Source organism: Alishewanella jeotgali KCTC 22429 (genome assembly GCF_000245735.1).
Lineage (GTDB): Bacteria > Pseudomonadota > Gammaproteobacteria > Enterobacterales > Alteromonadaceae > Alishewanella > Alishewanella jeotgali.
Genome location: NZ_AHTH01000005.1, coordinates 158,157 through 184,343, shown reverse-complemented (window position 1 = coordinate 184,343; position 26,187 = coordinate 158,157). Strand labels below are relative to the sequence as shown.

Here is a 26,187-nt window from a genome sequence, read left to right as displayed (position 1 = left end):
CTTATTAAAAGAGGGAAGCTTAGATGAAAAAATTAGCTGTATCGGCACTGGCCTTGGCCATGTCACTTACTGTTGTGAGCGTTGCTAACGCGCAAACTGATAATCGTGGCCCAAATCCTGCTCAGGCTACCACTCAAGTTACTAGTGTTGGTGGTTTCGCCGTGTCTACGGCAATTGCTACGGGTATTGCAGCAACTGTTGCTGCTGCCATCATCGCTAACGCTAAGAGTAATGACATTTTACCTCCGGATGAAGGTGGCGGTGGTACAGATCCTGAAGAACCGGAATTCACGCTTATTTGTAATGAAGGCGATGCACCTCCGGTAGATGGTGTTTGTACTAATAATAGCGTTACGGTAACCGTTACTGGTACAGGTACTGCTACAAGTACTATCACAGTACCTGTTGTAAGAACCTATCCTGCTATCATCACTCGCATTTAAGCGAGTGTTACGAAAAAGCCGCCTTATGGCGGTTTTTTTTGCACTTTTTTAGAGTTTAGCCCTATGTTTCCTGCCAAATGGATACCGCTAATTTTACTTTGCGTTCTCTTAAGTTCCTGCTCGGGCACTTATAAAGCCTATATAGACCTTGTTAAATTTGCTTTTACGCCTGTTGCTGATGTCGATGTCACTTGGGGAGAGCTTCAGCAGGCCAACAACGACTTGCTTTATGTGCGCTTGGGTGATGCGCCCAGAGTGGCCTTGGGATTGGTTTTTATCGATAACAACCAGTTAAAGTGGATAGATCAGAACCATGCAATGCTGGTTACCGACAATGGGCGTATTATTCGTACCATAGGTATGGAAAATGATTTAATTTTTACCAGTAATGTGAACAGCGATCCTTTAAAGTCGCCTGTTACGGGCAGCCGTTGGCTGCGTGGTATAGATTGGCAGCTAGGTGAGTACGGTTATGTTGTTAATTCACACTTTTATGTTGAGAAAGGGCATACCTTACAATACTTTGGGCACGACATTGCCGTTATCAAAGTAACGGAACAACTCACATACGAGAGCCCGTCGCGTTTTTGGCGTTTTGATCAAAATTGGCAGAATACTTTTTGGTTGGAGCAGGGTAGTGGCACAGTATTGAAAACCGTTCAAACTTTGGCACCGGGGCATCCAGCGCTTGAACTGGTGTTTATTAGTGAAATTGCACGACATCTTTCAGCCAGTGGTTTGTCTATTGCGGAGGATGCCCGATGAAAGCTTTGTTTAAGCAGATACTGTTAGTTGTTTTTGTTGCGAGCTGGTGTGTTGCTGGATATGCGGCAGATACTCCAGCTGCTAAGGTTGTTGTAGTTGTGAACGGTAAAACGCAGCAGTTTGTTACTAGTCCCAGATTAGTCGATGTGTTAGCGCCGGTTGCGTTTGACCAGCCTTGGTATTGGCCAGCGAGTAAGTTGTTCCGGGCAAACACTTCTGAACCCGAGCTGAAAAAACAACAAACCTTGCTATTGCTACAACAGTTGATTGAAAAGGCGAGCAGTTCCAATCAGGTATCATTGCAGGTGTTGGCAAGTGAGATAGCTGCCTGGCAAGTGGCTCAGCGAGTTTCGATTAAGATTGATTACGAGCGTGCTCGTGTGCAGTTGGCTTTTAACCCAAGATTTGAAGCCGGGCACTATCAATTGTTACTTCAACCCCGACCGAATGATGTTCTTTTCTTCGGTGCGCTGTCTCGTAGTACCAATTTAGACCATCGCTCTGCCACACCATTGCAGTATTATCTGAATGATTTGCCTTTTTCTAAAAATGCCGATCGGCAAAATCTGTATATCATTCAACCTCATGGACAGGTTGTTAGAGTAACCTGGCAACAGCTGCGCGAACAACATATCGAGGTCATTCCTGGTGCTATGGTGTTTGTTCCTTTTCGCACTTCTTGGTTTTCTGGTGACTTTGCTCGCTTAAATCAGCAAATTCTCGCACTGGCGGTAAATAGGGTTATTTAATGTTGAAAGTAAAACCTGCTTTTAAACTATCAGCTTTGGCTTTGCTATGTTCGCCAGCTGCAGTCGCTGTTGCCAATACGTCATTAGCTTGGCAACCCGATCCGGCAGGCGCCTCTCAGGCAGCGCATGGTGGTGTTGGCCTGATTCAAACACCTACTGCCCGTATGGCGCCAGACGGTGATGTGACTCTTAATTACACAGATAATGAAGAGTACCGGTTATGGTCAGTAAGTATTCAGCTATTTCCATGGATGGAGGCGACAGCTCGCTATACTGACGTTAGGACCCGTTTGTATAGCGATTCTCCCGGATTTAGCAACGATCAAACCTATAAAGATAAAGGTTTGGATGTGAAGTTCCGACTTTGGCAAGAAGGGCAGTATTTACCTCAGGTTGCAGTAGGTTTGCGTGACTTTGGTGGTACAGGGCTTTTTGAGAGTGAATTTGTTACGTTAAGTAAGCAATTTGGTGCCGTCGATTTTCATTTGGGGATGGGATGGGGATATCTCGGAGCTGCAGGGAATATTAAGAATCCGTTTTGTGAACTTAGAGATTCGTTCTGTCAACGTGACTCAGGCTTTAGTGGCCAGGGTGGTAAAATTGAATATAAAAAGTTTTTCCGGGGACCTGCTTCGGTATTTGGTGGCGTATCCTATCAGACGCCATGGCAGCCGCTGGTACTAAAATTAGAGTACGATGGTAATAACTATGTACAGGACTTCGCCGGGGCATTACAGCAAGATTCACGCTGGAATCTTGGTGCAACCTATAAATGGCGCGATTTTACCTTTGACCTAAATTATCAGCGGGGTAATACCCTGGGCTTTGGTATGCATTATGCCTTTAATATGCATACGGCAAGCCAGATTAAGATCAAGCCTGAAAAAATCGCTGTGCCTGAAGATCGTGCCACGATATCTCCTAATGTTAACTTTAGTACTCTAACCAGAAATCTGTTTTATAACGCAGGCTTGTTGCCAAAAGGTATACAAATGTCTGAGCACGAGTTTATTGTGCATGGCGTGCCCATCGGTTACCGCGACGACGAAGAGGCAACTGAGCGTGCTGGGCGCGCTATCGCGGCACAGTTGCCGGAAACTGTTAAGACTATTCGTATAGTAGAGCACTCGGCGAACATGGCCATGCTTGAGAAGGTAATTGATGTTGATGCATTTGTTGAGGCTGTGAACGCTAATAAGTTGGAAGCCACTATCAGAGATACATACGTAAGGCAGCAGCCAGAACCTGACTCCATTGCTAAGGTTCCACTGAATGATGATCGGGGCTTTTCTACTGGTTTGGAAACGTTCTGGATCCAGTCTTTCGGTAATCCAGAATATTTTTATATGTATCAGGGGGGCGTTTATTTAGCGGGAGGCTATCGCTTTAATAATCAATTTAGTGTGATGGGTAATCTGCGACTGACCTTGTTGGAGAACTTTGATAAATTTAACTTTAAAGTTGACGCCTTAGAATCTAATTTACCCAGAGTTCGTACTTATGTACGTGAATATGTTACTCGTAGTAAATTCGGCATGGACAATGTGTTTGGACATTGGCAGAAAGAAATTGCACCATCAATCTTTGCGCAGGCCTACGCAGGCTATCTGGAAACCATGTATGGTGGTGTAGGCGGCGAGATTCTGTATCGTCCAGTTGATAGTCCTTTTGCAGTCGGTTTTGATTTAAACTACGTGCGGCAGCGCTCCTACGAGAATGATTTTGGCTTTTTTGATTACAAAACTCTTACAGGCCATGTGAACATCTATTGGCAGCCAAGTTTCTTACCCGATACGCGTTTAACCTTCAATATCGGCCAGTTTTTGGCGAAAGATAAGGGCGTTAACGTGGACTTTGCTAAGCGATTTGACAGCGGCATGATTGTAGGTGCGTATGCTGCTGTCACAAATGTATCCTCAGCAGATTACGGTGAAGGCAGTTTTACTAAAGGCTTTTATTTATCGATCCCATTTGACTTATTCTCAGTAAGACCTTCTAAGGGCAGAGGACAGATCCCATGGATCCCAATCGGGCGGGATGGTGGTCAGCCACTGAACCGACCAGTAAGATTAGTCGATTTGACTGAGAGCCGTAACACATTCTTCGATTAGTCGGATTGTGATTGTGTGATTGGGGTCAGGTCTTGCTTTTTGCCTTTTAAGCAAAAAGCAAGACCTGACCCCGTGTTTTATTAAGCAAAAAGCAAGACCTGACCCCGTGTTTTGAGGTGTAAACCATGATTTATTTCAACAGTCAGAGTATCCCGGAATTGCAGGGGTTAAACTTCTCACAGCGGATGCAAGTTATTCGTACTGCAGCCGATCGCTTGCCTGCACCTACAAAAATTACGCTTAATATCATTAAGCTAGTGATTCTATCTGTGCTGTTTATCTTAATTGCCAGAGCAGAGGGCTGGATGATTGTTGGTTATATTGTGTTGCTTGTTATTTTATACCCGCTGATCACCAGACCTATCACCTTCTACTTATGCCGTAAGCAATTCGCCACTATCCGCCGCCAGCAATTCCCGGAGTAGCTGCTGGATTGGGGTCATGTGGATTGGGGTCAGGTCTTGCTTTTTGCTTAAAAGGCAAAAAGCAAGACCTGATAATCATTAGCCTAAGCGGCCCTTAGACGGCCTCCGAGTTAATAGCTATTTTTTGATTGACGTCGAAAAAAACTATTTCCAAGGAGGCCGTATGAAATTGTATGTCGGTATTGACCTGCATTCCAATAATTCTGTGTTAGTAATTATTGATAAAAACGATAAGGTCATTTATTCCAAGCGTTTACCGAATGATGCGCAGGTTATTCTCGGGGTACTTGCCATGTATAAAGAGCAGATTGACACTATTGCTGTTGAATCAACGTTTAACTGGTATTGGCTGGTCGATGCGCTGCAAGCGGAAGGTTATGAGGTTCGTCTGGTCAACACCGCGGCAGTGGTGGTCTATGATGGCCTTAAATACAGCGGTGACTTCGCCGATGCCAGACACCTGGCGCATTTGCTGCGAATAGACCTGTTGCCCTGTGGCTATATTTATCCGAAAGAGCCTCGTGCTCTGCGTGATTTAGCACGTAAACGCGCGCAGTTGGTACGGCAAAAGACCACCCAGCTGCTGTCTATCAAGAATTTATTGATGCGCAATTTAGGCCGGGATACACCAAGCTACACTATTAAAACATGGACAGCGGAGCAAGTGGCCGCACTGCCCCTGTTGCCAGAGCAGTTACTGGCGTTGCAGGCGAATTGGACTGTGATGCAAGCGTTAGCACAGCAAATTCAGGCTGTAGAAGCTGAGCTGTTACGCCAACTTAAGCCTTGCAAGGATTTTCAGCTGCTTAAAACCGTATCTGGGATTGGCGATATTTTATCGATGACCATTTGTCTGGAAACCGGTGATATTACGCGGTTTGACAGTTGCGGCAATTTTACTTCTTACGCCCGGATGGTCACGTCAAAACGCGAATCAAACGGTAAGAAAAAGGGTGAAGGAAATCGCAAATGTGGCAACCGTTACCTGTGCTGGGCTTTTATGGAGGCCGCGCACTTTGCGATTGGCTCGGATGAATTAATCAAGCGATTTTACCAACGTAAATGCGCTAAAAATTTAAAGGTTGTCGCGATGAAAGCCGTGGCACACAAACTGGCCAGAGCCTGCTACAACATGCTAAAAGACGGGGTAGAGTTTGATGTGAAGCGCGCCTTTAACTGAGTTTACCCAGCGTAGCTGATGCCGTATTTGGGGTTGGTAAAACCATAGATCTGATTGCACTGCTACGCTGTTTCACCTTGTTTGCCGTAACATCGCCTGCTGCCTGAGCCATCAAGGGGTTGGTTTAAAACCATGATTCTGTCGCAGCAAAAGCTGCATCACTTGGACAGGCGGGAGAACAGAGGGTTTTCTGGGGCTACAAGTAGCCAGGGGCCGGACGCAGTGAGTCCAGAGCCTTGATCCTGATGGGTGACTGGAGCGATATATCGCAACCACCAACGAGAACTAAAATGCGAGGGTTATTGGTTTACAAGGAATAAAAGATACGCGCACTTGCGTGCGCGCGGGTTTGGTTACGCTATTGACACCGAGAGGCTAATGGGTGACCCCCACGCAATTTGACCCCTAGCAACCCTCGACAATCTGCTAAACTTGATATAGCTTATTTCTTAAGCAATGGATACATAAGGATGTGCCGGTATGAAGTTATCTGAAACGCGGTTGGCGATTATTGGTTTGGGCTATGTTGGGTTGCCATTAGCTGTCGAGTTTGGCAAAACCTATTCGACTTTGGGCTTTGATATTAATCCGCAGCGTATTTCGCAGTTGAAGTTGGGGGCTGACCATACGCTGGAAGTATCCGACACTGAACTCAGCCAGGCGGAGCGTTTGTGGTTTAGTGATGATATTGCAGATTTAAAGCAAGCTAACGTTTATATTGTTACTGTTCCAACTCCTATCGATAAACATCGCCAGCCTGACTTAACTCCCTTAATTAAGGCCTCTGATACTCTTGGTAAGGTTATTAATGCCGGCGATATCGTTATCTTTGAATCGACAGTTTATCCGGGTGCTACCGAAGAGGTATGTGTACCCGTTATTGAACGTCGAAGTGGCTTGAAGTATAACGTTGATTTTTTTGCGGGTTACAGCCCAGAGCGGATCAATCCCGGTGACAAAGAGCACCGCGTTACCACTATCAAAAAGGTCACGTCTGGCTCCACTCCCGAAGTGGCGCATTTTGTTGATTCTTTATATGCCAGTATTATTACCGCAGGAACCTATCAGGCTAGCTCGATTCGGGTGGCCGAAGCTGCAAAGGTTATCGAAAACACTCAACGTGATTTAAATATTGCCTTAATTAATGAACTAGCAGTTATTTTCAACAAGTTAGGCATTGATACTGAAGAGGTGTTGCTGGCCGCCGGTACTAAATGGAACTTTTTACCTTTCCGGCCGGGTCTGGTTGGCGGGCACTGTATTGGGGTCGACCCATATTATCTAACCCATAAAGCCCAGGCGGTGGGATATCATCCTGAAGTGATCCTGGCTGGACGGCGTATTAACGATAGTATGGGGCGCTATGTGGTGTCGCAGTTGATTAAGGCGATGCTGAAAAAATCAATACAGGTGAATGGTTCGCATGTATTGGTAATGGGCCTGACGTTTAAAGAAAATTGCCCGGATATTCGAAATACTAAAGTCGTGGATATTTTAGCTGAGCTTGCGGAATTTGGTATTGATGCCGATGTGTATGATCCCTGGGCAAATCCAGCCGAGGCTGAACATGAGTATGGCGTTACGCCGGTCAGCCAGTTGCAGCCGGGCAGCTACGACGCTGTTATTCTGGCGGTGGGGCATCGCGAATTCAGAGCCTTATCTGTCGCCGATATTCGTAGCTACTGTAAACCTAACGCTGTGTTATATGATTTAAAGTATATTTTGCCGGCTCAGGCTGCCGATATGCGCTTATAGGGAGTTAGTAGTGCGCTATATATCTGTATGTGAGGCGCTAAAGGCAGCGCCTAAACGTTGGTTGATTACCGGTGTCGCAGGTTTTATCGGATCGAACCTGTTAGAAACACTACTGAAATTGGACCAAAAAGTTGTTGGGCTTGATAACTTTGCCACGGGCTTCCAACATAATTTGGACGAAGTCCGGCAACTGGTTAGTCCGCAGCAATGGCAGAATTTTCATTTTATTAAAGGCGACATACGAAATCTGGAGCATTGTAAGCAAGCGGTGCAGCAGGTTGATTATGTATTGCATCAGGCGGCATTGGGATCTGTGCCCCGTTCGTTGGCAGATCCCATAACAACGAATGCGGCAAACATCTCTGGTTTTCTGAATATGCTGGTAGCCGCAAGAGATGCTGGAGTACAAAGCTTTACTTACGCAGCTAGCAGTTCAACTTATGGTGACCATCCGGCACTGCCAAAGATTGAAGAGAATATTGGCCAGCCGTTATCCCCTTATGCCGTAACTAAGTATGTGAATGAGCTTTACGCCAGCGTCTTTGCCCGAAGCTATGGGTTTAATAGTATTGGCCTGCGCTATTTTAACGTATTTGGTAAGCGGCAAGATCCTGCGGGTGCCTATGCGGCGGTTATTCCAAAGTGGGCGGCGGCCATGATCGAGGGCGAGCCGGTATATATCAACGGTGATGGTGAAACCAGCCGGGATTTTTGTTACATAGCCAATGCGGTGCAGGCAAATATTTTAGCCGCTACCGCAGATGACGCCGCTAAAAACCAAGTGTATAACGTAGCAGTTGGTGATCGCACCACGCTAAATGATTTGTTTTACGCATTGCAAGAAGCCTTAAGCGCCTGCGGTGTTGCTGTAAAACAAAAGCCGGTTTATCGCGAATTCCGCCCAGGCGACGTACGCCATTCGCAAGCCGATATCAGTAAAGCTACCCGCTTACTCGGCTACACACCCACCCACGTCATTCGTGCCGGCATCGCCGAAGCCATGCAGTGGTACAAAACCAACATCTAAATTTGAAAATTTGGGGTCAGGTCTTGCTTTTTGCTTATAAAGCAAAAAGCAAGACCTGACCCCAATCCCCAATCCCAACTTGTTTTTCCTGGTTTTTCCGCTACATTTTTATTACCAATAGTTAACCATGTGCACGCTATGGCAAGACCTCTTAGACTAGAGTTCTGTGGGGCGCTCTACCATGTAACAAGCAGAGGCAATGAGCGTAAACCCATTTACTTCGAAGACGCAGATTTCAAGCTTTTCCTTAGCTTGCTAACCAAAGTCTGTGAACAGTGTAACTGGCTAGTACACGCTTATTGCCTGATGACAAATCATTATCACTTGTTAGTTGAAACGCCCGATGCCAATTTAAGCAAAGGTATGCGCCAACTTAATGGTAGTTACACTCAGAAGATTAACCGCAAATATGGCCGCGTAGGTCACTTATTTCAGGGCCGTTTCAAGGCAATTTTGGTGCACAGAGATGCATATTTAATGGAGCTAAGCCGATATATTGTCTTAAATCCCATTCGAGCCAACATGGTGCAGACGTTGGATGAATGGCCGTGGAGCAGCTGGCATGCTGCGATGGGATACGCTCCTTCGCCAACGTGGTTGGCAACGGATACTTTGTTGGCTAATTTCGCAAATCAACGCCGGCTAGCCAGAGAAAAGTACGCCAGTTTTGTACAGCAGGGCAAGGGGATAACCATCTGGGAAAAAATTACCAATCAGATCTTTTTAGGTGATGACGATTTTGTTCAGAAACACTTATCAGAGCTTGATGATCACGTCGCCGAGTTAACCGACATCCCGAAGAAACAACGTATTAGCAATAAAGTGTCCCTGGTAGAAATTGAAAAAGCAGCTATTAATCGCGATGACGCCATTGTCGCTGCCTATCTAACCGGCAATTATACCCTGAAACAGATCGGTGATTATTTCGGTTTGCATTACTCCCGAGTCAGCAGAATAGTATCAGTCAGGTAAATCTTGGGGGCCAATCTGGGGGTCACCCATTAGCCTCTCGGTGTCAATAGCGTAACCAAACCCGCGCGCACGCAAGTGCGCGTATCTTTTATTCCTTGTAAACCAATAACCCTCGCATTTTAGTTCTCGTTGGTGGTTGCGATATATCGCTCCAGTCACCCATCAGGATCAAGGCTCTGGACTCACTGCGTCCGGCCCCTGGCTACTTGTAGCCCCAGAAAACCCTCTGTTCTCCCGCCTGTCCAAGTGATGCAGCTTTTGCTGCGACAGAATCATGGTTTTAAACCAACCCCTTGATGGCTCAGGCAGCAGGCGATGTTACGGCAAACAAGGTGAAACAGCGTAGCAGTGCAATCAGATCTATGGTTTTACCAACCCCAAATACGGCATCAGCTACGCTGGGTAAACTCAGTTAAAGGCGCGCTTCACATCAAACTCTACCCCGTCTTTTAGCATGTTGTAGCAGGCTCTGGCCAGTTTGTGTGCCACGGCTTTCATCGCGACAACCTTTAAATTTTTAGCGCATTTACGTTGGTAAAATCGCTTGATTAATTCATCCGAGCCAATCGCAAAGTGCGCGGCCTCCATAAAAGCCCAGCACAGGTAACGGTTGCCACATTTGCGATTTCCTTCACCCTTTTTCTTACCGTTTGATTCGCGTTTTGACGTGACCATCCGGGCGTAAGAAGTAAAATTGCCGCAACTGTCAAACCGCGTAATATCACCGGTTTCCAGACAAATGGTCATCGATAAAATATCGCCAATCCCAGATACGGTTTTAAGCAGCTGAAAATCCTTGCAAGGCTTAAGTTGGCGTAACAGCTCAGCTTCTACAGCCTGAATTTGCTGTGCTAACGCTTGCATCACAGTCCAATTCGCCTGCAACGCCAGTAACTGCTCTGGCAACAGGGGCAGTGCGGCCACTTGCTCCGCTGTCCATGTTTTAATAGTGTAGCTTGGTGTATCCCGGCCTAAATTGCGCATCAATAAATTCTTGATAGACAGCAGCTGGGTGGTCTTTTGCCGTACCAACTGCGCGCGTTTACGTGCTAAATCACGCAGAGCACGAGGCTCTTTCGGATAAATATAGCCACAGGGCAACAGGTCTATTCGCAGCAAATGCGCCAGGTGTCTGGCATCGGCGAAGTCACCGCTGTATTTAAGGCCATCATAGACCACCACTGCCGCGGTGTTGACCAGACGAACCTCATAACCTTCCGCTTGCAGCGCATCGACCAGCCAATACCAGTTAAACGTTGATTCAACAGCAATAGTGTCAATCTGCTCTTTATACATGGCAAGTACCCCGAGAATAACCTGCGCATCATTCGGTAAACGCTTGGAATAAATGACCTTATCGTTTTTATCAATAATTACTAACACAGAATTATTGGAATGCAGGTCAATACCGACATACAATTTCATACGGCCTCCTTGGAAATAGTTTTTTTCGACGTCAATCAAAAAATAGCTATTAACTCGGAGGCCGTCTAAGGGCCGCTTAGGCTAATGATTATCAGGTCTTGCTTTTTGCTTAAAAGGCAAAAAGCAAGACCTGACCCCAATCCCACTAGGCTAAACCATGTTGCTGCATTAATGCCTCCAGCTCAGGCAGGCTGGCCGGATCGTCGATGGTGGAGGGGATTTGGTAGCTCTGGCCTTCGCCGATTTGCCGCAGTAATTTACGTAAAATTTTACCGGAGCGGGTTTTCGGTAAGCGTGGTACCACCAGCGCGCGTTTGAAGCAGGCTACGGCGCCGATTTCTTGCCGCACCAGGGCTACCAGTTCGTTTTGTACCGTTTCGGCATCGGTTTCCACGCCGTTTTTCAGCAGTACGAAACCAACCGGTTGCTGGCCTTTTAGCTCATCTGGCAAACCGATTACGCAACATTCGGCCACGGCTGGATGCGAGGCGATAATCTCTTCCATTTCACCAGTGGATAAGCGGTGCCCAGCGACGTTAATGACATCATCGGTGCGGCCCATGACAAACAGATAACCGTCTTCATCCAGATAGCCGCCATCACCGGTGGCATAGTAGCCTGGGAATTGGCTCAGATAACCAGCAACATAGCGCTCCGGATTACCCCACACCGTGCTTAAACAACCAGGTGGTAAAGGTAATTTAATCGCGATATTACCTTGCTGGTTGGCGCCCATTTGCTGGCCTTCGTCATTCAGGATTTGTACGTTATAACCTGGCACCGGTCTTGTCGCCGAACCGGCCTTGGCTGGCAGTAATTCAATACCGGCCAAGTTGGCGCAAATTGCCCAGCCGGTTTCGGTTTGCCACCAGTGATCGATAACAGGTTTTCCAGACACTTCACAGGCCCAATGGTAAGTGGGCGGATCTAAGCGCTCGCCAGCCATAAAGATGGTTTCGAGTTTGCTCAGATCATGTTGCTTCATTAATTCGGCATGAGGATCTTCTTTACGAATAGCGCGAAATGCCGTTGGCGCTGCGAAAATGGCTTTAACACCATACTCGGCGCATACCCGCCAGAAGGCGCCCGCATCGGGTGTAAACACCGGTTTGCCTTCATATAAAATGGTGGTGCAGCCGGCCAACAGTGGCGCATACACAATATAAGAGTGGCCAACTACCCAACCGACATCGGATGCAGTCCAAAATACTTCGCCCGGTTTGATATTGTAAATCGCTTGCATGCTGTAGTGCAGCGCCACGGCATAGCCGCCATTATCACGTACCACCCCCTTGGGCTTACCGGTGGTCCCGGAGGTGTACAGAATATATAACGGATCAGTGCCTTTTACCGCCACGGGCTCGGCAGGCGCGGCCTGTTGCATGGCGCTGTGCCAATCTAAATCTCGTCCGGCTAGCAGCGTCGCAGTTTGTTGTGGCCGCTGTAAAATAATGCAGCGCTCGGGCTGATGACTGGCTTTTTCCAGTGCACTGTCCAGTAATGGTTTATAGCTGATAATACGGTTTACTTCGATACCACAGGATGCACTCACCACTACCTTTGGACTGGCATCGTCAATCCGAACGGCTAGCTCGTGCGGTGCAAAACCACCGAATACGACAGAATGTATAGCACCCAAGCGTGCCGTCGCTAACATGGCAATAGCGGCCTCTGGCACCATCGGCATATAAATGACTACCCGATCGCCTTTGCCAACACCTTGCGCTTTTAATACCCCAGCGAAGTGCGCAACTTCGTCACGCAGTTCCCGGTAGCTGTAGCGGCGTTTGCTGCCGGTGACCGGTGAATCATAAAACAGCGCTGCTTGCTCACCACGGCCCTGTTCCACATGATAATCCAGAGCCAAATAGCTGGTGTTCAGTTCGCCATCGGCAAACCATTGATATTGCCCCTGCTGCTCAGTTAAGACCTGGGTTGGTTGTTTAAACCAGGCCAGCTTGCTCGCCTTATCGGCCCAGAACTCAACAGCATTGTCGACGGATTTTTGGTATTCAGTGCAGTAAGACATCGATTTTGCCTCTTTTTGTGGTCTATATGTCGACACTTTACAAAATTTTACGCTGAATAAAACTTAGACTATAGGCTATAGCCGCGCCAATCTTTATCAACATTCATCGCTTGGATATTTTGCTGGTCAGGCTTTGCAGTTAAGGTAATAGCAGATACACTGCAGTAGAGGCCAATAAAAAGTTCGAGGTAGCTTTGGCAGTGCAGTATCGTTCAGAGCCAAGTTTCTTGCAGATGGTAGCCACCATCTCCGGGGCTTTTGCTCAGGCTGCTGCCGCTGAAATTGATACTGTAATTGACCAAGCCTTGGCGGCCATTGGGCATTTTTATCAAGCCGATCGTTGCTATCTGTTTAAATTTGCAGATGATCTGGCAACCGCTAGTAATACTCACGAATGGTGCGCCGCAGGCGTTACATCACAACTTTCAGAGCTACAAAACTTATCCTCGGCAGAATTTGGTACCTGGTATACCCAGTGGCAGGCTGGTATGCCGGCAGTAATTTCTGATGTACAGGCCTTGCCGCCAGACTCCGCAGAATATCAATTATTGGCCCCGCAAGGCATTCAGTCGCTCCTGATGCTACCCTTACGTAGCCACAACCGCTTGCTGGGTATGTTAGGCTTGGATGTGGTGCGTTGTTCGCAGCAATGGTCAAACGAGCATGTTGCCGGTATGCAGTTGATTGCAGGTAATATTTGCGGTGCGCTTTTGCGTCAGCAGGTCGAACGGCGGGCCGAGAGTCTGGCGTTGTTCGATCCGATAACGGGTTTGGCTAACCGCCAGTTGCTGCTCGACCGCATTCATCAGGCGCAGCTGCAAAGTAACAGGTCACAGCATTATAGTGCGCTGCTTTTTATCGATATTGATGATTTTAAAACCTTAAATGATAGTTTGGGTTATAACACCGGCGATCGGGTGCTTAAGCTGGTTGGCCAGGCTTTGGCGCAGGTATTGCCGCAGGGCGATACGGTGGGGCGGTTAAACGCTGATGAGTTTTTGGTATTAACCGAGATGTTATCCTGCAGCCGGGCGGCGGTAGAAGAGGTGACGGCACTGGCTGCCCAGTTACAACAATCGGTATTAGACAGCCAAGCCTTGCAGCAAATCCGTCCAAAAAATACCCTTAGCATAGGTGCTACCTTGTTTTTGGGCGATACACAGGAAGTTGATGTACTGATCACTCAGGCCGATATGGCAATGCATCAGGTTAAACCTCAGGGCGGCGATGCCCTGGCATTTTTTGACGGCGAATTGCAATTTCAGGCCAGCCGGCGTCTGTTATTGGCGCATGAGTTGCGCGATGCCCTGGCAGATGATCAGTTTGAACTGTATTTTCAGCCGCAACTGGTTCACCCTGGGGTAGTGATGGGGGCAGAGGTATTACTGCGCTGGCGCCACCCGGCTCGGGGTTTACTAGGCCCTTACGAGTTTATCGATTTTGCTGAAGAAAGTGGCATGATTGTCGCAATTGGCGAACAAGTTTTACGTAAAGCCTGCCGGCAGCTGGCATTATGGCAGCAGCAGCCAGCGCGGGCTCAGTTGGAACTGTCGGTGAATATCAGCGCCAGGCAATTCCGGCAGCGTGATTTTGTGCAGGTAGTGCAGGGGATTTTAAAAGAAACCCAAATAGATGCCTCTGCGCTTAAGCTCGAGCTCACCGAAAGTATGCTGGTCGATGATTTTGACCATGTGGTCTCCAAAATGCAGCAATTACAGCTGCATGGTATTCGTTTTGCGCTAGACGACTTTGGTACTGGTTACTCGTCGTTGGTTTACTTAAAGCGACTGCCGCTATACCAGTTAAAAATTGACCGCGGCTTTATCGATGATTTGCTGCGGGATGAAAACGAACAAGCCATTGTCAGAACCATTATTCTGCTTGGTCAAACCCTGGGGTTAGAAGTGTTAGCTGAGGGGGTAGAAAACGCCGGCCAGCTGAAAGCCCTGTTGCAGCTAGGCTGTTATCATTATCAGGGTTTCCATTTCGCCAAACCCTTGCCGCTCGCTGAGTTCGAACAATTTTTACAACAGCACCTAGCCACCTTACACCGTTTATAGCAATCTGGGGTCTAGGGGGTCAGGTCTTGCTTTTTGCTTTATAAGCAAAAAGCAAGACCTGACCCCAATCGTGACCCCAATCGCACAATCGCTTCAAGCAAAAAGCAAGACCTGACCCCAATCGTTTCCAATTTGGGGGTTGAAAGTCGCGGTTTTGTTCGATTTCCCGGTAATTATTTGTGATAATCGCTGTGGTTTTGTTAACTGAAGCGGTGCGATATGACAATAACGTTGTGGTTGTTCGTCCGTCGGTCGTGGTGGTTAGTTGTGGTCGCCGCGGCGTGTTGGGCAGTGTTAACAGCAAACTCCGGTTGGGGCTTTTTTGCCTGTGTTCTCCCCATTTTACTGCTGTGGCAGTGGTATTCTCCGTTAGTTTTACCGGCAGTGCGATGGCGTTATTTTCTGCCACTATTAGGGTTATTCCTGCGGCAGTTGGTAATGGGCGGCCTGGATGTGGCTGGCCGGGCCCTGATGCCGCAGCGTTTCGATCGTAGCGGCTTTGCCGAATTTCAAACCCGTTTATCGTCAGCCCAGGCGCAAATGCTATTTGCGTCCTTGATTAGCTTGCTACCCGGTACCTGTACCGTTAGCTTGCAGCCTGCCGGGCGGCTACAGTTGCATCTGTTAGACACCGAAGCCAATTGGCAGCAAGAGGTTTTAGCACTTGAACAGCAACTGGCACTGTTATTTGCAGAATCGGATAAGCAGGAGCGGGTATGACACTGGTATTGTTACTGCTGTTGTTTTCTATGTTACTTGGGCTGTGGCGGGTAATTAAGGGGCCAACCTTATTGGATCGTCTGCTCACCATTCAATTGTTCGGTAGTAGCGGCGTCGCCATTTTATTGGTGCTAAGTAAGCTACTGGCGCTACCTGCGTTACTAGATGTGGCACTGTTAATTGCGATTCTGGCGGCAGCGGCGCCGGCTGCGTTAGTACAGCGGCTGGGAAAGTCGCGAGCTGATACCCGCTCACTTGGGAAAACACCATGAGTATTTTGCAGCTTTGCAGTTGGCTATTGCTGGCGCTAGGAGTGGTATTTTTTTTGGCTGGCAGCCTGGGCCTATTACGTTTTGCCGACAGTTTCTCCCGTTTGCATGCAGTTACCAAAGCCGACACTCTGGGCTTGGGGCTGGTGGTTATCGGCTTGAGTTTGCAAAGTCATTGGCGTGAAGCCTGTTTGATGCTGCTGATCTGGTTGGTGGTGATGGGATCGGGCGCCGTTTCCTGTCAGTTATTAGCCCGCTTTAGTCACGAACAACAGGCTAACCCGGTGGAACCGGCTGATCCGGGGCAGGAGGATTAATGGGCCTACTGCTGTTTGATGTGGTGCTCTGTGCGTTATTGTTAACTTTGGCTGGCGCTGCCATGTTAAGTCGTCAGTTGGTGCATGCTGTGACTTTGTTTATTGCCTTTGGGGTTATGATGGCACTGGCCTGGGCCCGTTTGCAGGCGCCTGATTTGGCTTTAGCAGAAGCTGCAATTGGTGCGGGATTAACCGGTGCCTTATGTTTTACGGCGTTGGCGCGCTACGCCGGTGACGCCGGGTATCCTAAACCTAAGCTGTGGTTACCCCTGGTTTTTGTCGCCGCGGTAAGTGCTCTGTTACTGTATAGCGTATTTCAAATCCCGGCCCAGCCGACTACTGAACTCAGCGAGCGGGTGGCGGAACACTTAGCCGTCAGTGGCGTTAGCCATCCGGTAACAGCGGTATTACTTAATTTCCGGGCTTGGGATACCTTGTTGGAGTTATTGGTGTTACTGCTGGCGCTCTTAGGGGCACGCCAGGTGCCAAGCCAGTTGCCACTGCACGCAGGCTGGTCACTGAGTGTAAGCTGGAGCCGGTTACTTAGCCCAATGTTATTGTTGCTAAGTGCTTACCTGTTGTGGCGAGGGGCGGCGGCACCGGGTGGCGCCTTTCAGGCCGGGGCCTTGCTGGCATCGGGTTTGGTTATCTTAAGGTTAAATCAACAACTTGCCTGGCTAAGCTGGCAGAATTTTGCCGTCAGAACCTTAGTATTGGCGGGGTTAATTGCTTTTGTCATGGCTGGCTTGGCCAGCCTGCTGCTGCCCGGCCAGCTGGTATGGCTGAGCTGGCCGGTTGCCTTAGCCGGTGGCATTATTTTGCTGGTTGAAACCTTTGCCACCCTGGCTATTGCGCTGACTCTGGCTTTACTGGTGGTGGGTGAACCTGAACAGGAGCCTGCTGATGCTTAGCTTTTATTTGTATTTAGCCACGGCGGCCTTGCTGTTAGGTGTCGGCAGCCTCGGTTTGTGGCGTGGCCCGGAATTATTAAGGCGGATTTTGGCATTAAATGTGATTGGCGCCGGTATCTTTATGCTGATGGTCAGCCTGGCGTACCGGCCGGTTTTGTATGGTGAGCCGGCCGACAGTGTATTACATGCCCTGGTATTAACCGGCTTGGTGGTTGCGGTAAGTGCCACCGCCTTTGCGCTGGCGCTACTTGGCCGCTTATTGGCGAGACCGCAATAATGTGGCCAGCGGTATTACTGGTTACACTGCCGCTGGCGGCAGCCTTGCTAATGCTTCTTTGGCCGCGCCGGGCGCGGGTTTTGCACTTTGCTGTGGCTGTTGGCTTGCTGCCGCTGGCTGTCAGCTTTTTATTGCAAGTAACGGTATCCGGCGAACAACAATGGTTTCTGGGCAATTGGGGCCCATTGCTGGCCATTCGTTGGCAAGCTGACGGCCTAACCACCTTATTGCTGTTGGTGTCGGTTACATTACATCTACTGGTTTCTGCCTATGTCGGCTCGATACAACGGCGTAATCCTTTGCCTGCAGCGTTCTGGCCGCTTTCTAACTTACTGCTGGCCAGTTTACAGGCGCTTTGGCTATCCCGGGATTTGTTTAATCTGTATGTCTGTCTGGAATTGTTAGGCATGGTCGCTGTGGCGCTGGTCACCCTGTCGGGCGATAAAGCACTGCGCCCGGCGCTGGATTATTTACTGTATTCGCTGTTTGCCTCCCTATGCTATTTGTTGGGCGTGGCCTTGATCTACGCAGGCTATGGCGTGCTGGATATTCCTATGCTGGCCGGGCAGTTAGAAGCCAACTGGCTGAATGCTGTGGCGTTAACGTTGATGACACTGGGGTTAATGTTAAAGGCCGCATGCTGGCCGTTGCATCTCTGGTTGCCTGCGGCGCATGCCAGCGCACCGGCACCGGTAAGTGCGTTGTTATCCGCCCTGGTTGTTAAAGGCCCCTTGTTTATTTTATATCTGCTGTGGACGACGCTGGCTCCGGCCGCCTTCTTGCCTGCAGCGGCCTATTTATTGGCGTCAGCGGCTTTGGGCGCCATGCTGTTTGGCGGGATAGCCGCGATACGCACCCCCTATAGTAAGTCTTTAGTGGCGTATTCCACGGTGGCTCAGCTGGGTTATGCCACCTTAGCCCTGGCTTTTATCTTACGCTTTAATTTGCCCGAATTTGTGGCGGCAATGTGGCTCTTTGTGTTGTCGCACGCGTTAGCAAAGGCCGCCTGCTTTTTGGCTATCGGTGAGTTGCAGCATACCCTTGGTGCCAGACAGGTTGAGCAGCTAAAGGGGGCCAGTCAAACTATGCCACTGGCAATGTTTGCCTTTGCCGTGGCGGGGGGCAGCTTAATTGGTTTACCGCCAAGCGGCGGCTTTCTGGCCAAGTGGGCATTATTACTGGGGTTATGGCAAAGCCAGCAGTTTTTTTGGCTGCTAGCCTTAGTCGTGGCAACCTTACTGTCGGCAGCCTATGTGTTTCGGGTTGTGGTGTTAGCATTTGACCGGGCGGCACCTACTGCCCCCGATTTCTCACCACAGCGTTTGCCACAATATCTGGCGCTACTGCCGGCTTTATTGGTTTGGGTGATGGCGGTGTTCAGTCTGCCGCTACTGACCTTGTTAAAACAGGAGCTGTAATGCAAGCCTGGTCGCTGGAGTTCTTACCGCTACTGATTGTACTTAGCTCGCTATTGCCCGGCTTGCTGATCTTTACGCTAAAAGAGCAGCAGGTAGCACTTCGCACCAGTTTAAATTTACTGGGGGTAGTGCTTAAGCTGGTGCTGGTGTATGTGATGTGGCAGGGGGTAAAGGCTGGTGACAATTATGAGTTTCGGCTGGCGTTTTTACCCGGTGCTGATTTAATTTTGCACGCCGATGCACTATCACTGTTGTTTGTGGTGTTGTCGTCGGTGTTGTGGTTAGCCACGACGATTTACGCCATTGGGTATTTAGAAAATTCACCACTGCGCTCACGATTTTTTGGCTATTTTAGTCTCTGTGTCAGTGCTACCGTTGGGCTGGCACTGGCCGGTAATCTGGTTAGTTTTTTATTATTTTATGAACTGCTGACACTGGCGACCTTTCCGTTGGTGGTGCACCGCGGAACCCCGCAGTCTTTGGCCGCTGGCCGGCGTTACCTGGCTTATACCCTCAGTGGTGGCTTATTGCTTATGCTTGGGGTGTCGTTATTGCATTTATTGGCCGGTAGTCCGGATTTTACCCCCGGTGGCTATGTGCTGCCGTTGCTGGCAACCGAAGGCGCGTTGCTAAAAGTCGCTTTTGCGTTACTGATTGCGGGCTTAGGCGTAAAGGCGGCGTTATTTCCGCTGCATGGTTGGTTGCCTCAGGCGATGGTGGCACCGGCGCCGGTAAGTGCGTTGCTGCACGCCGTGGCAGTGGTCAAGGCGGGGGCTTTTGGCATCGTCAGGGTGGTGTATGACGTCTTTGGGGTAGAAGTCGTCAGTAGCCTGGACCTGGCCTGGCCGCTGCTGTTCCTGGCGGCTTTTACCATTTTGTTTGGTTCCTGGTGCGCTCTGGCACAGCAGGATATTAAAAAGCGACTGGCGTATTCAACCATTAGTCAGGTGTCTTACATTACCCTCGGGGTCGCCTTGCTGGGCCCTTTGGCGGCGGTAGGCGCTTTGGTACATTTGGTGCATCAGGGGGTAATGAAAATTACACTCTTCTTCTGTGCGGGTAACTACGCCGAAACCCTGGGGATCCATAAAATCCGCGAATTGAATGGTGTTGGCCGGCGGATGCCTCTTACATCAGTGGCGTTTACCCTGGGTGCTCTGGGGATGATTGGCATTCCGCCTGCAGCAGGCTTTATCAGCAAATGGTATCTGGGGCTGGGAGCGGCCGAAGTGGCACAACCCTGGCTGATCCTGGTGTTTGTGCTCTCTGGGCTGTTAAATGCCTGCTATTTTTTGCCGGTGGTGTACCGGATTTGGTTTGGCGTGCAGTACAGTGCCTGGCCAGCACCGCAGCGGTTTTCTCAACGCCTGGAAACACATTGGATGTTATTAGTGCCACCGGTTTTTACGATGCTGCTAATACTACTGATGGGGCTCTTTGCCAGTACCGAACTTAGCCCATTAAGCTGGAGTGAGCTGATTGTCGAACGGGAGTTTAGTTTTGATGATTGATTTAAGCCATCTGCTATGGCCTGGTGCCGGCCTGGGGTTAGTCTCGGTAGTGAGTCAGGGTTGGCTGGTATTCAGTTTAATACTGTGGGTGCTGGCGTTAGGTTATAGCCTAAGTAGTCAGGCCGCAGACCCAAAAGCGACACGGTACTGGCTTTTTATGCTGCTGTGTTTTGCTGGCAATATGTTGCTGATCACCGCACTGGATGCGCTGAGCTTTTATTTGGGGTTTAGCATAATGAGTTTGGCCGGTGCCGGTTTGGTGTTGCACAGTGGTAGCAAGCAGGCGAGACGGGCAGGGCGACTCTATTTACAACTGGCCATTATTGGCGAATTACTGCTATTTAGCGCTTTAGTGCTGCGCGCTGCTGCCGCCGGAGGCCTGTATGATTGGCAAAGTTGGCAGACTGTGCCGCTTGATCACCTGACGATTGCGCTCTTTGTACTGGGTTTGGGTTTAAAGGCAGGCTTTTTTCCACTGCACCTATGGTTGCCGCAAGCACATCCGGTAGCCCCTGCGGCTGCCAGTGCGGTGCTATCGGGTGCGATGATCAAAGCCGGGATCTTTGGGCTCTGGTTGTTTTTGCCTGCCGGCGACCCTTTATTGCAGCAGTGGGGCCAGGGCTTGTTATGGTTGGGGTTTGGGTCGGCAATTTTTGGTGCTCTGGCCGCGCTGTGCCAACAAAAGAGCAAACAAATCCTGGCGTATTCGTCGGTTAGTCAGATTGGTTATGTGTTAATGCTACTCAGTATCAGCTGGTTGCTGGTACCCGAACAGCAGGCGCTGGCACTGTCGGCGCTGGTTGCTTATGCGGCTCATCATGCTTTTGCTAAAGGAGCCTTGTTTTTACTGGCCGGCAGTGCCAGTCGCTATCGGTTAAGCCAGCTGGATTTGTTATTACTGGGCTTTTTTGTGGTTAGCTTGGCAGCGCTACCTTTAACCAGTGGTGCTATGGCAAAAGCGGCGCTTAAGCAAGCTACTGCTGCCGCCGCGCTACCGTTGGCGTTATGCTTGTATTTGGGGGCGCTTTGTACGGCTTTGGCGCTTTGTCACTTGCTGATGCGGTTTAGAGTTGAGCAACGTGAGCTGTTGAGCCGCACTGTAGCTGATAGCATGCCCTGGTTGCAGCGGTTGCCGTTACTGCTGTTGGCTTTGGCGGCACTAACACTAAGTTGGGGCGGGGCACTGCCGTCAGCCTGGGTTAGCTGGCTGCCGTTGGAGCTGGCGGCTTATACCGGGCTAAGTTTAGTTGCATTGGCCCCTGCTGCTATCTGGGCTGCCAGTTGGCCACTATTATTGGCGGTGCCGGTTTATTATGGGCTTCAGCGATATGCTGCTGCCGTGTTGCAGCAACTGGGCCGCCGTCAGCGTTGGGTGTTTTTTTGTTCGCTTTGGTTAAAGCGGCGCTATCAACCCCTAGCTTAGCCGGCGATGGTGTGCAGCTCGATCATATTTTCGCGGATCGCACCGGAAAGATCAGATTGCAGATGAGGCTCTGCCTCGCTAAAGGGTGCCAAGAGGCCGGTAACCAGATTAATTTGGTTACGACCATTTACCTTGCTTAAGTACAGGGCCATATCGGCTACTTGCAATACCCGCTCCCAGTTAAATTGGTGTTCGGGCACCTGAGCAAAGGGCAGGTTAATAAAGCCGCCACTAATGGTGACAGGAATTTCCTTACCTTCAAACAGCACTGGCAGTTCTGAAACCTTGTGCAGTAGTGTTGCGCAGAGTTGGTCAATGTCGGCTTGCTCGGGACGCTGCAACACAATCAAAAACTCTTCTCCGCCCCAGCGGATCAACAATTCGGATTCCAGACATAAGGTTTGCAAGCGTTTGCTGATTTCAATTAGCACGGCGTCACCGGCTGCATGACCATAATGATCGTTAATATGTTTAAAAAAGTCGATATCAAGCAGTAACAACGCACAACGGGCAGGTTGTGTTTCCTGATGCCGTTTGGCCATTTTCTCCTGCATGGCGCGACGGTTAAATAAGCCGGTTAACGGATCGCGCAAGGATTGGTATTCCAGCTGCTTGTTCATCTCCCGTAAGCGCAAGTTAGAGCGGCGTACCTTACGGTAGAGCTGTACTAACATAATGGCTGCCAGCCCCATTAAAATAATAAACAGCAGGGTGATTTGTTGCTGTAGTTGTTTGTTTCTAATCAGTTCTTCTTGTAATTCATTTTGTTGCTGTAAAATGGTAATACGCTGTGCTTGCGACTTCATATCATAACGGCTTTGCAAATCATTAATACGCTTTTCCCTGTTTTCAGAGAACAGCTCTTCGCGCAGCGCCATTTGTTTTTGCAGGGTATCGGCAAGCTGTAGATAATCGCCGGCGGCCCGGTAGGCTTTGGCCAACCATTCCAGATGGCCGTCTAGCTCTGATTTTACGCCAAACTCTTCATAGTAAGCGTACGCAGCCTCCATTTGGGCCAACCCAGCGGCGGTATCGCCTTGCATGACCCTGATATAGCCTAAGTTTAGGCGCATAATCTGGTAGGTGTTCGGCTCGTTTAATTCCTCCGCTTCAAGCAAGGCAGCTTCCAGCATGGCTTTCGCCTCGGCATAGCGTTGCTGCTCAATCAGAATAGAAGCCTGATTATTTATAAAGGTGAGGGCTAACGACTGCTGGTTTCGTGCTCTGGCTAAGTCATGTCCTTGTTGATTGATCTTGCCGGCGGCCTGATAATCTTTTTGCATACTTAGCACATAGCCAAGTGCCAGATAAAGGTCTCCGAGATAATCGTCCTGACCGTGTTTTTTTACTTCTTCGATCAAGCCTTCCAACAAAGGACGGGCCTGAGACCAGTTTTTTAACTCGGTATAGACCAAGGCGGTTTGCCAGTTTAGTGAAGAACGCCGCAATAGTAACCGCTCGTCGTTAAGATGCAGCAAGGCATCCATGGCGCTGCTGTAATGTTGCAGCGCTTGTTCAAACTGACCGTCAGTGCGCGCCAGATTGCCCAACATCCCATGCGCCCAGTACAGTACTCTGGGGTTGGAGGCGTCCGCCAGCAGTTCATTCACCGCTTCAGCTTGCAGATAGGCCTCGTTGAGTTTGGATTGGCTCAGCAGTGTTTGTAGCTTTAGTGCCTGAATTTCGACTAGCGCATTGGCAGTGAGAGGCGAGTGTGTCAGCGTCAGCAGCTCATCTAACAGCTGTGTTGCCTCTGCTTGTGCGGCACTGTCACGGCTGAACAGTTTAGCCAGCACCAGATAGGTTTGCGCTCGGACATAACTTTCAATAGGGGTATTGCTATGCAGTGAGCTGATAATGTCTTGCAGTAACGTTGCCGCAGCATCCGGTTCACGAAACTCCAGATTGAGGTAGCGGTCGAGCTTGGCTTCCAGAGCGGGGTCCTGCGCGTCCTTTACCGATAAGACCAACAACGGCTTATCCAGCTCCTGACTATAAGCCAAAGCAGGCACAGAGACTGCTGTTGTCATAAAACTACAACACAGGATGGCTACTTTCAGCGCTGACTTAAGCATATTATTATCGCAGCAAGCTATATATTAGGCGTAGTTGTAACTAAATTTTTCAATAAAGTCCAGATAATAGCGTCGGTCAGTTATGCTAAATACAGTATAATAAATGTGGCCAAATGGAGTCTGAATGGGGTCTGAATGGGGTCTGAATGGGGTCAGGTCTTGCTTTTTGCTTTATACGCAAAAAGCAAGACCTGACCCCATTCCCAACGAGACCTGACCCCATCCCCACAACCCCAATCTTTTTTGTAGCGGATTAATTATGACAACCCTTGAATACTTGCTGGTGATGTTTTTGTTGGTGGCTGCCAGTTCGTTTTTTTCGATCTCTGAAATTGCCTTGGCCGCCTCGCGCAAGATGCGGCTGCGAATGCTGGCAACCGAAGGCGATGTGCGGGCGGAAAAAGTGCTGCAGTTGCAGGAACATCCGGGTAACTTTTTTACGGTGGTGCAAATTGGCTTAAATGCCGTCGCGATCCTCGGTGGCATTCTTGGTGAATCGGCTTTTACGCCTTATTTTTCCAGCTTGCTGGCATTAATTAGTTCAGAGCCCTGGGTGCAGCCTGCGGCCTTTACCTTTTCGGTATTTTTTGTCACGTCCTTGTTTATTTTATTTGCCGATCTGATGCCTAAGCGCCTAGCGATGATTGCGCCTGAGCAAATCGCGTTGCGTATCGTATCGCCGATGCTAATGTTACTGGTGATCTTGCGGCCCTTTGTATGGTTATTTAATGGTCTGGCAAACCTGATTTTTAGTTTGTTTAAAGTGCCGACGATGCGCAAAGATGACATTACGCCGGACGATATTATGGCAATGATGGACGCTGGTGCTCAAGCAGGGGTATTACAGGAGCACGAGCATCAACTGCTGGAAAACGTGTTTGATATGGAGTCACGCACCGTTACGTCGGCGATGACCGCGCGTGAGAGCCTGATTTTCTTCACTAAAGATGAATCACAAGACAATATCAAAGCCAAGATTGCTGAGCATCCACATGCCAAATTTCTGGTATGCGACAAGGTGTTGGATCAGGTAGTTGGTTATGTTGATACTCGCGACATTTTAATGCAGGTGCTACATGACCAGCCCATTTCTTTGAGCAAAGAGGGTATAGTCAGGGCGCCACTGATTATTCCGGATACTTTGTCACTGTACGAAGTGCTGGAACATTTTAAATCGGCAGGTATCGATTTTGCGATTATCCTGAACGAATACGCACTGGTGGTCGGTATTATCACGCTAAAAGATGTGATGAGTATTGTGATGGGTGAGTTGGTGAGTTCAGAAGAAGATCAAATCGTGGCTCGGGATAACAACTCCTGGCTGGTGGAAGGCTTAACACCACTAGCGGATGTTATGCGGGTACTGGGCATTGATAGCTTCCCTGATGCGGAAAATTACGAAACCATTGCTGGCTTTATGATGTATAGCCTGCGTAAGATCCCAAAACGCACTGACTTTGTGCTGCATGGCGGCTATAAGTTCGAAGTGGTTGATATCGACAGTTACAAAATCGACCAGTTGTTAGTCACGCGGATAGAGTAAACTCTGGGGTCAGGTCTTGCTTTTTGCTTTATAAGCAAAAAGCAAGACCTGACCCCAGCCCCTAGCCCAACCCACTATTCAGGCTTGGTAATGCTTTCCAGCATTTTTTCGCGGAAACTTTGCAGGCCCTGCATCACTAAATCATAAGTTGTGTCGACGCCGCTTTTAACTTCACCATTAAACACCTGTAAACCCTCAAGAATTTTAATAGCGTCGGCGAAGCCTTGTTCGATACCCTTGCCAATCACGTCCATAAAATCATTCAGCTGCTGTTCCTGATCATTCGATGGCCGTTGTTGTTGGTATATGGCAAATAAACTGGTGGCAAAGCCAACAATACGCCCGGCTGTGGCTTCGGGTGAGGTGTCGATACCCGAGTCGTAGATTTTTTGTGCTGCGTTCTTACCAAAGATCGGCTCTAACTCTTTATTAATGCCTTCCAGCGCCGTTTTGTATAACAAGCTAAGCGAATTATTGCCGCTTTGCAGTGCTACTTTTTCATTTGCCTGCAGGATCGCCATATTTTGCTGCTGTTTATTAGTTTTTTGCAGCATTTGGCTATAGTTTTCCTGGGCTTTTGCGTTCGCTGTACCTGGTAATTCGGTCTTATAACCGCCAGGCCGATTGGCGTTTACCGCGACATCCGGTTTAATGGTACTCATCTGGGCGCTCCTGTTACATTTTGGCCTTAACGGGTTAACGGCTGCCCGTGATTAAACTTTAGCTTTTTTTGCTTGTTTTTTGTGCTGCGACAATAAAAAAAGGGAGCGTTACTCGCTCCC

At 49.0% G+C, this 26,187-nt stretch carries 23 protein-coding genes; 19 read left to right on the top strand and 4 right to left on the bottom strand.

Annotated features, from left to right (window positions below; genetic code table 11):
• Window positions 1–23 precede the first annotated feature (23 nt).
• The 9 genes from AJE_RS02400 to AJE_RS02360 all read left to right on the top strand — a co-directional run bounded on the left by AJE_RS02400 (window position 24) and on the right by AJE_RS02360 (window position 9,427).
• Window positions 24–443 carry a hypothetical protein gene (locus AJE_RS02400; RefSeq protein ID WP_008949493.1) on the top strand — a complete coding sequence of 140 codons (420 nt, stop codon included), beginning with the start codon at window positions 24–26 and terminating at the stop codon, window positions 441–443.
• Between the two features lie 63 nt (window positions 444–506).
• Entirely contained in the window at window positions 507–1,208 is a 702-nt protein-coding gene (locus AJE_RS02395) for a YjbF family lipoprotein (protein ID WP_008949492.1), read from the top strand.
• Window positions 1,205–1,957 (top strand): capsule biosynthesis GfcC family protein, encoded by a 753-nt coding sequence (locus AJE_RS02390; protein WP_008949491.1) that lies wholly within the window; start codon window positions 1,205–1,207, stop codon window positions 1,955–1,957. The genes AJE_RS02395 and AJE_RS02390 overlap by 4 nt, the downstream gene beginning before the upstream one ends.
• Window positions 1,957–4,068 (top strand): YjbH domain-containing protein, encoded by a 2,112-nt coding sequence (locus AJE_RS02385; protein ID WP_008949490.1) that lies wholly within the window; start codon window positions 1,957–1,959, stop codon window positions 4,066–4,068. Before AJE_RS02390 ends, AJE_RS02385 begins: the two co-directional genes overlap by 1 nt.
• 125 nt (window positions 4,069–4,193) lie before the next feature.
• A complete protein-coding gene (locus tag AJE_RS02380) occupies window positions 4,194–4,493 on the top strand; it encodes a DUF6170 family protein (protein ID WP_008949489.1) in 300 nt (99 codons plus the stop codon).
• 163 nt (window positions 4,494–4,656) lie between these two features.
• Window positions 4,657–5,673 carry an IS110 family RNA-guided transposase gene (locus tag AJE_RS02375; protein ID WP_008949471.1) on the top strand — a complete coding sequence of 339 codons (1,017 nt, stop codon included), beginning with the start codon at window positions 4,657–4,659 and terminating at the stop codon, window positions 5,671–5,673.
• 480 nt (window positions 5,674–6,153) lie between these two features.
• Window positions 6,154–7,428 (top strand): Vi polysaccharide biosynthesis UDP-N-acetylglucosamine C-6 dehydrogenase TviB, encoded by a 1,275-nt coding sequence (gene tviB, locus AJE_RS02370; RefSeq protein WP_008949488.1) that lies wholly within the window; start codon window positions 6,154–6,156, stop codon window positions 7,426–7,428.
• Window positions 7,429–7,438: 10 nt separating this feature from the next.
• A complete protein-coding gene (locus tag AJE_RS02365; protein ID WP_008949487.1) occupies window positions 7,439–8,455 on the top strand; it encodes an NAD-dependent epimerase/dehydratase family protein in 1,017 nt (338 codons plus the stop codon).
• Between the two features lie 138 nt (window positions 8,456–8,593).
• A complete protein-coding gene (locus AJE_RS02360) occupies window positions 8,594–9,427 on the top strand; it encodes an REP-associated tyrosine transposase (RefSeq protein ID WP_039928002.1) in 834 nt (277 codons plus the stop codon).
• 408 nt (window positions 9,428–9,835) lie between these two features.
• Here AJE_RS02360 and AJE_RS02355 read toward each other — a convergent pair whose 3' ends face one another.
• On the bottom strand, window positions 9,836–10,852 hold the full coding sequence (locus AJE_RS02355; protein WP_008949471.1) for an IS110 family RNA-guided transposase: 1,017 nt from the start codon (window positions 10,850–10,852) through the stop codon (window positions 9,836–9,838).
• Between the two features lie 145 nt (window positions 10,853–10,997).
• Window positions 10,998–12,917 carry a propionyl-CoA synthetase gene (locus AJE_RS02350; RefSeq protein ID WP_272941527.1) on the bottom strand — a complete coding sequence of 640 codons (1,920 nt, stop codon included), beginning with the start codon at window positions 12,915–12,917 and terminating at the stop codon, window positions 10,998–11,000.
• Between the two features lie 164 nt (window positions 12,918–13,081).
• On the opposite strand from AJE_RS02350, the gene AJE_RS02345 reads away from it, so the two are divergent.
• The 9 genes from AJE_RS02345 to AJE_RS02305 all read left to right on the top strand — a co-directional run bounded on the left by AJE_RS02345 (window position 13,082) and on the right by AJE_RS02305 (window position 21,787).
• Window positions 13,082–14,941, top strand: coding sequence for a sensor domain-containing phosphodiesterase (locus AJE_RS02345; protein WP_237709281.1), 1,860 nt, complete (start codon window positions 13,082–13,084; stop codon window positions 14,939–14,941).
• Between the two features lie 219 nt (window positions 14,942–15,160).
• Entirely contained in the window at window positions 15,161–15,661 is a 501-nt protein-coding gene (locus AJE_RS02340; RefSeq protein WP_050858370.1) for a Na+/H+ antiporter subunit E, read from the top strand.
• Window positions 15,658–15,933: an MrpF/PhaF family protein gene (locus AJE_RS02335; protein ID WP_008949482.1), complete on the top strand. Its 276-nt coding sequence runs from the start codon at window positions 15,658–15,660 to the stop codon at window positions 15,931–15,933. The genes AJE_RS02340 and AJE_RS02335 overlap by 4 nt, the downstream gene beginning before the upstream one ends.
• Window positions 15,930–16,247: a cation:proton antiporter gene (locus AJE_RS02330; RefSeq protein ID WP_008949481.1), complete on the top strand. Its 318-nt coding sequence runs from the start codon at window positions 15,930–15,932 to the stop codon at window positions 16,245–16,247. Before AJE_RS02335 ends, AJE_RS02330 begins: the two co-directional genes overlap by 4 nt.
• Window positions 16,247–17,158: a Na(+)/H(+) antiporter subunit B gene (locus AJE_RS02325; RefSeq protein ID WP_008949480.1), complete on the top strand. Its 912-nt coding sequence runs from the start codon at window positions 16,247–16,249 to the stop codon at window positions 17,156–17,158. Before AJE_RS02330 ends, AJE_RS02325 begins: the two co-directional genes overlap by 1 nt.
• On the top strand, window positions 17,151–17,435 hold the full coding sequence (locus tag AJE_RS02320; protein ID WP_008949479.1) for a Na+/H+ antiporter subunit D: 285 nt from the start codon (window positions 17,151–17,153) through the stop codon (window positions 17,433–17,435). Before AJE_RS02325 ends, AJE_RS02320 begins: the two co-directional genes overlap by 8 nt.
• Window positions 17,435–18,853 (top strand): complex I subunit 5 family protein, encoded by a 1,419-nt coding sequence (locus AJE_RS02315; RefSeq protein WP_008949478.1) that lies wholly within the window; start codon window positions 17,435–17,437, stop codon window positions 18,851–18,853. Before AJE_RS02320 ends, AJE_RS02315 begins: the two co-directional genes overlap by 1 nt.
• Window positions 18,853–20,364, top strand: coding sequence for a proton-conducting transporter transmembrane domain-containing protein (locus AJE_RS02310; RefSeq protein ID WP_008949477.1), 1,512 nt, complete (start codon window positions 18,853–18,855; stop codon window positions 20,362–20,364). The genes AJE_RS02315 and AJE_RS02310 overlap by 1 nt, the downstream gene beginning before the upstream one ends.
• Window positions 20,357–21,787: a complex I subunit 5 family protein gene (locus AJE_RS02305; protein ID WP_008949476.1), complete on the top strand. Its 1,431-nt coding sequence runs from the start codon at window positions 20,357–20,359 to the stop codon at window positions 21,785–21,787. Before AJE_RS02310 ends, AJE_RS02305 begins: the two co-directional genes overlap by 8 nt.
• On the opposite strand, the gene AJE_RS02300 is transcribed toward AJE_RS02305, so the two are convergent.
• Window positions 21,784–23,799 carry a tetratricopeptide repeat-containing diguanylate cyclase gene (locus tag AJE_RS02300; protein WP_237709280.1) on the bottom strand — a complete coding sequence of 672 codons (2,016 nt, stop codon included), beginning with the start codon at window positions 23,797–23,799 and terminating at the stop codon, window positions 21,784–21,786. The two genes, AJE_RS02305 and AJE_RS02300, sit on opposite strands and share 4 nt — an antisense overlap.
• A gap of 322 nt (window positions 23,800–24,121) precedes the next feature.
• Here AJE_RS02300 and paeA point away from each other — a divergent pair, with 322 nt between their 5' ends.
• Window positions 24,122–25,405: a polyamine export protein PaeA gene (paeA, locus tag AJE_RS02295; RefSeq protein ID WP_008949474.1), complete on the top strand. Its 1,284-nt coding sequence runs from the start codon at window positions 24,122–24,124 to the stop codon at window positions 25,403–25,405.
• A gap of 74 nt (window positions 25,406–25,479) precedes the next feature.
• Here the strand turns inward: paeA and AJE_RS02290 are convergent, their stop codons facing one another.
• On the bottom strand, window positions 25,480–26,067 hold the full coding sequence (locus AJE_RS02290) for a DUF5610 domain-containing protein (RefSeq protein ID WP_008949473.1): 588 nt from the start codon (window positions 26,065–26,067) through the stop codon (window positions 25,480–25,482).
• Window positions 26,068–26,187 lie beyond the last annotated feature (120 nt).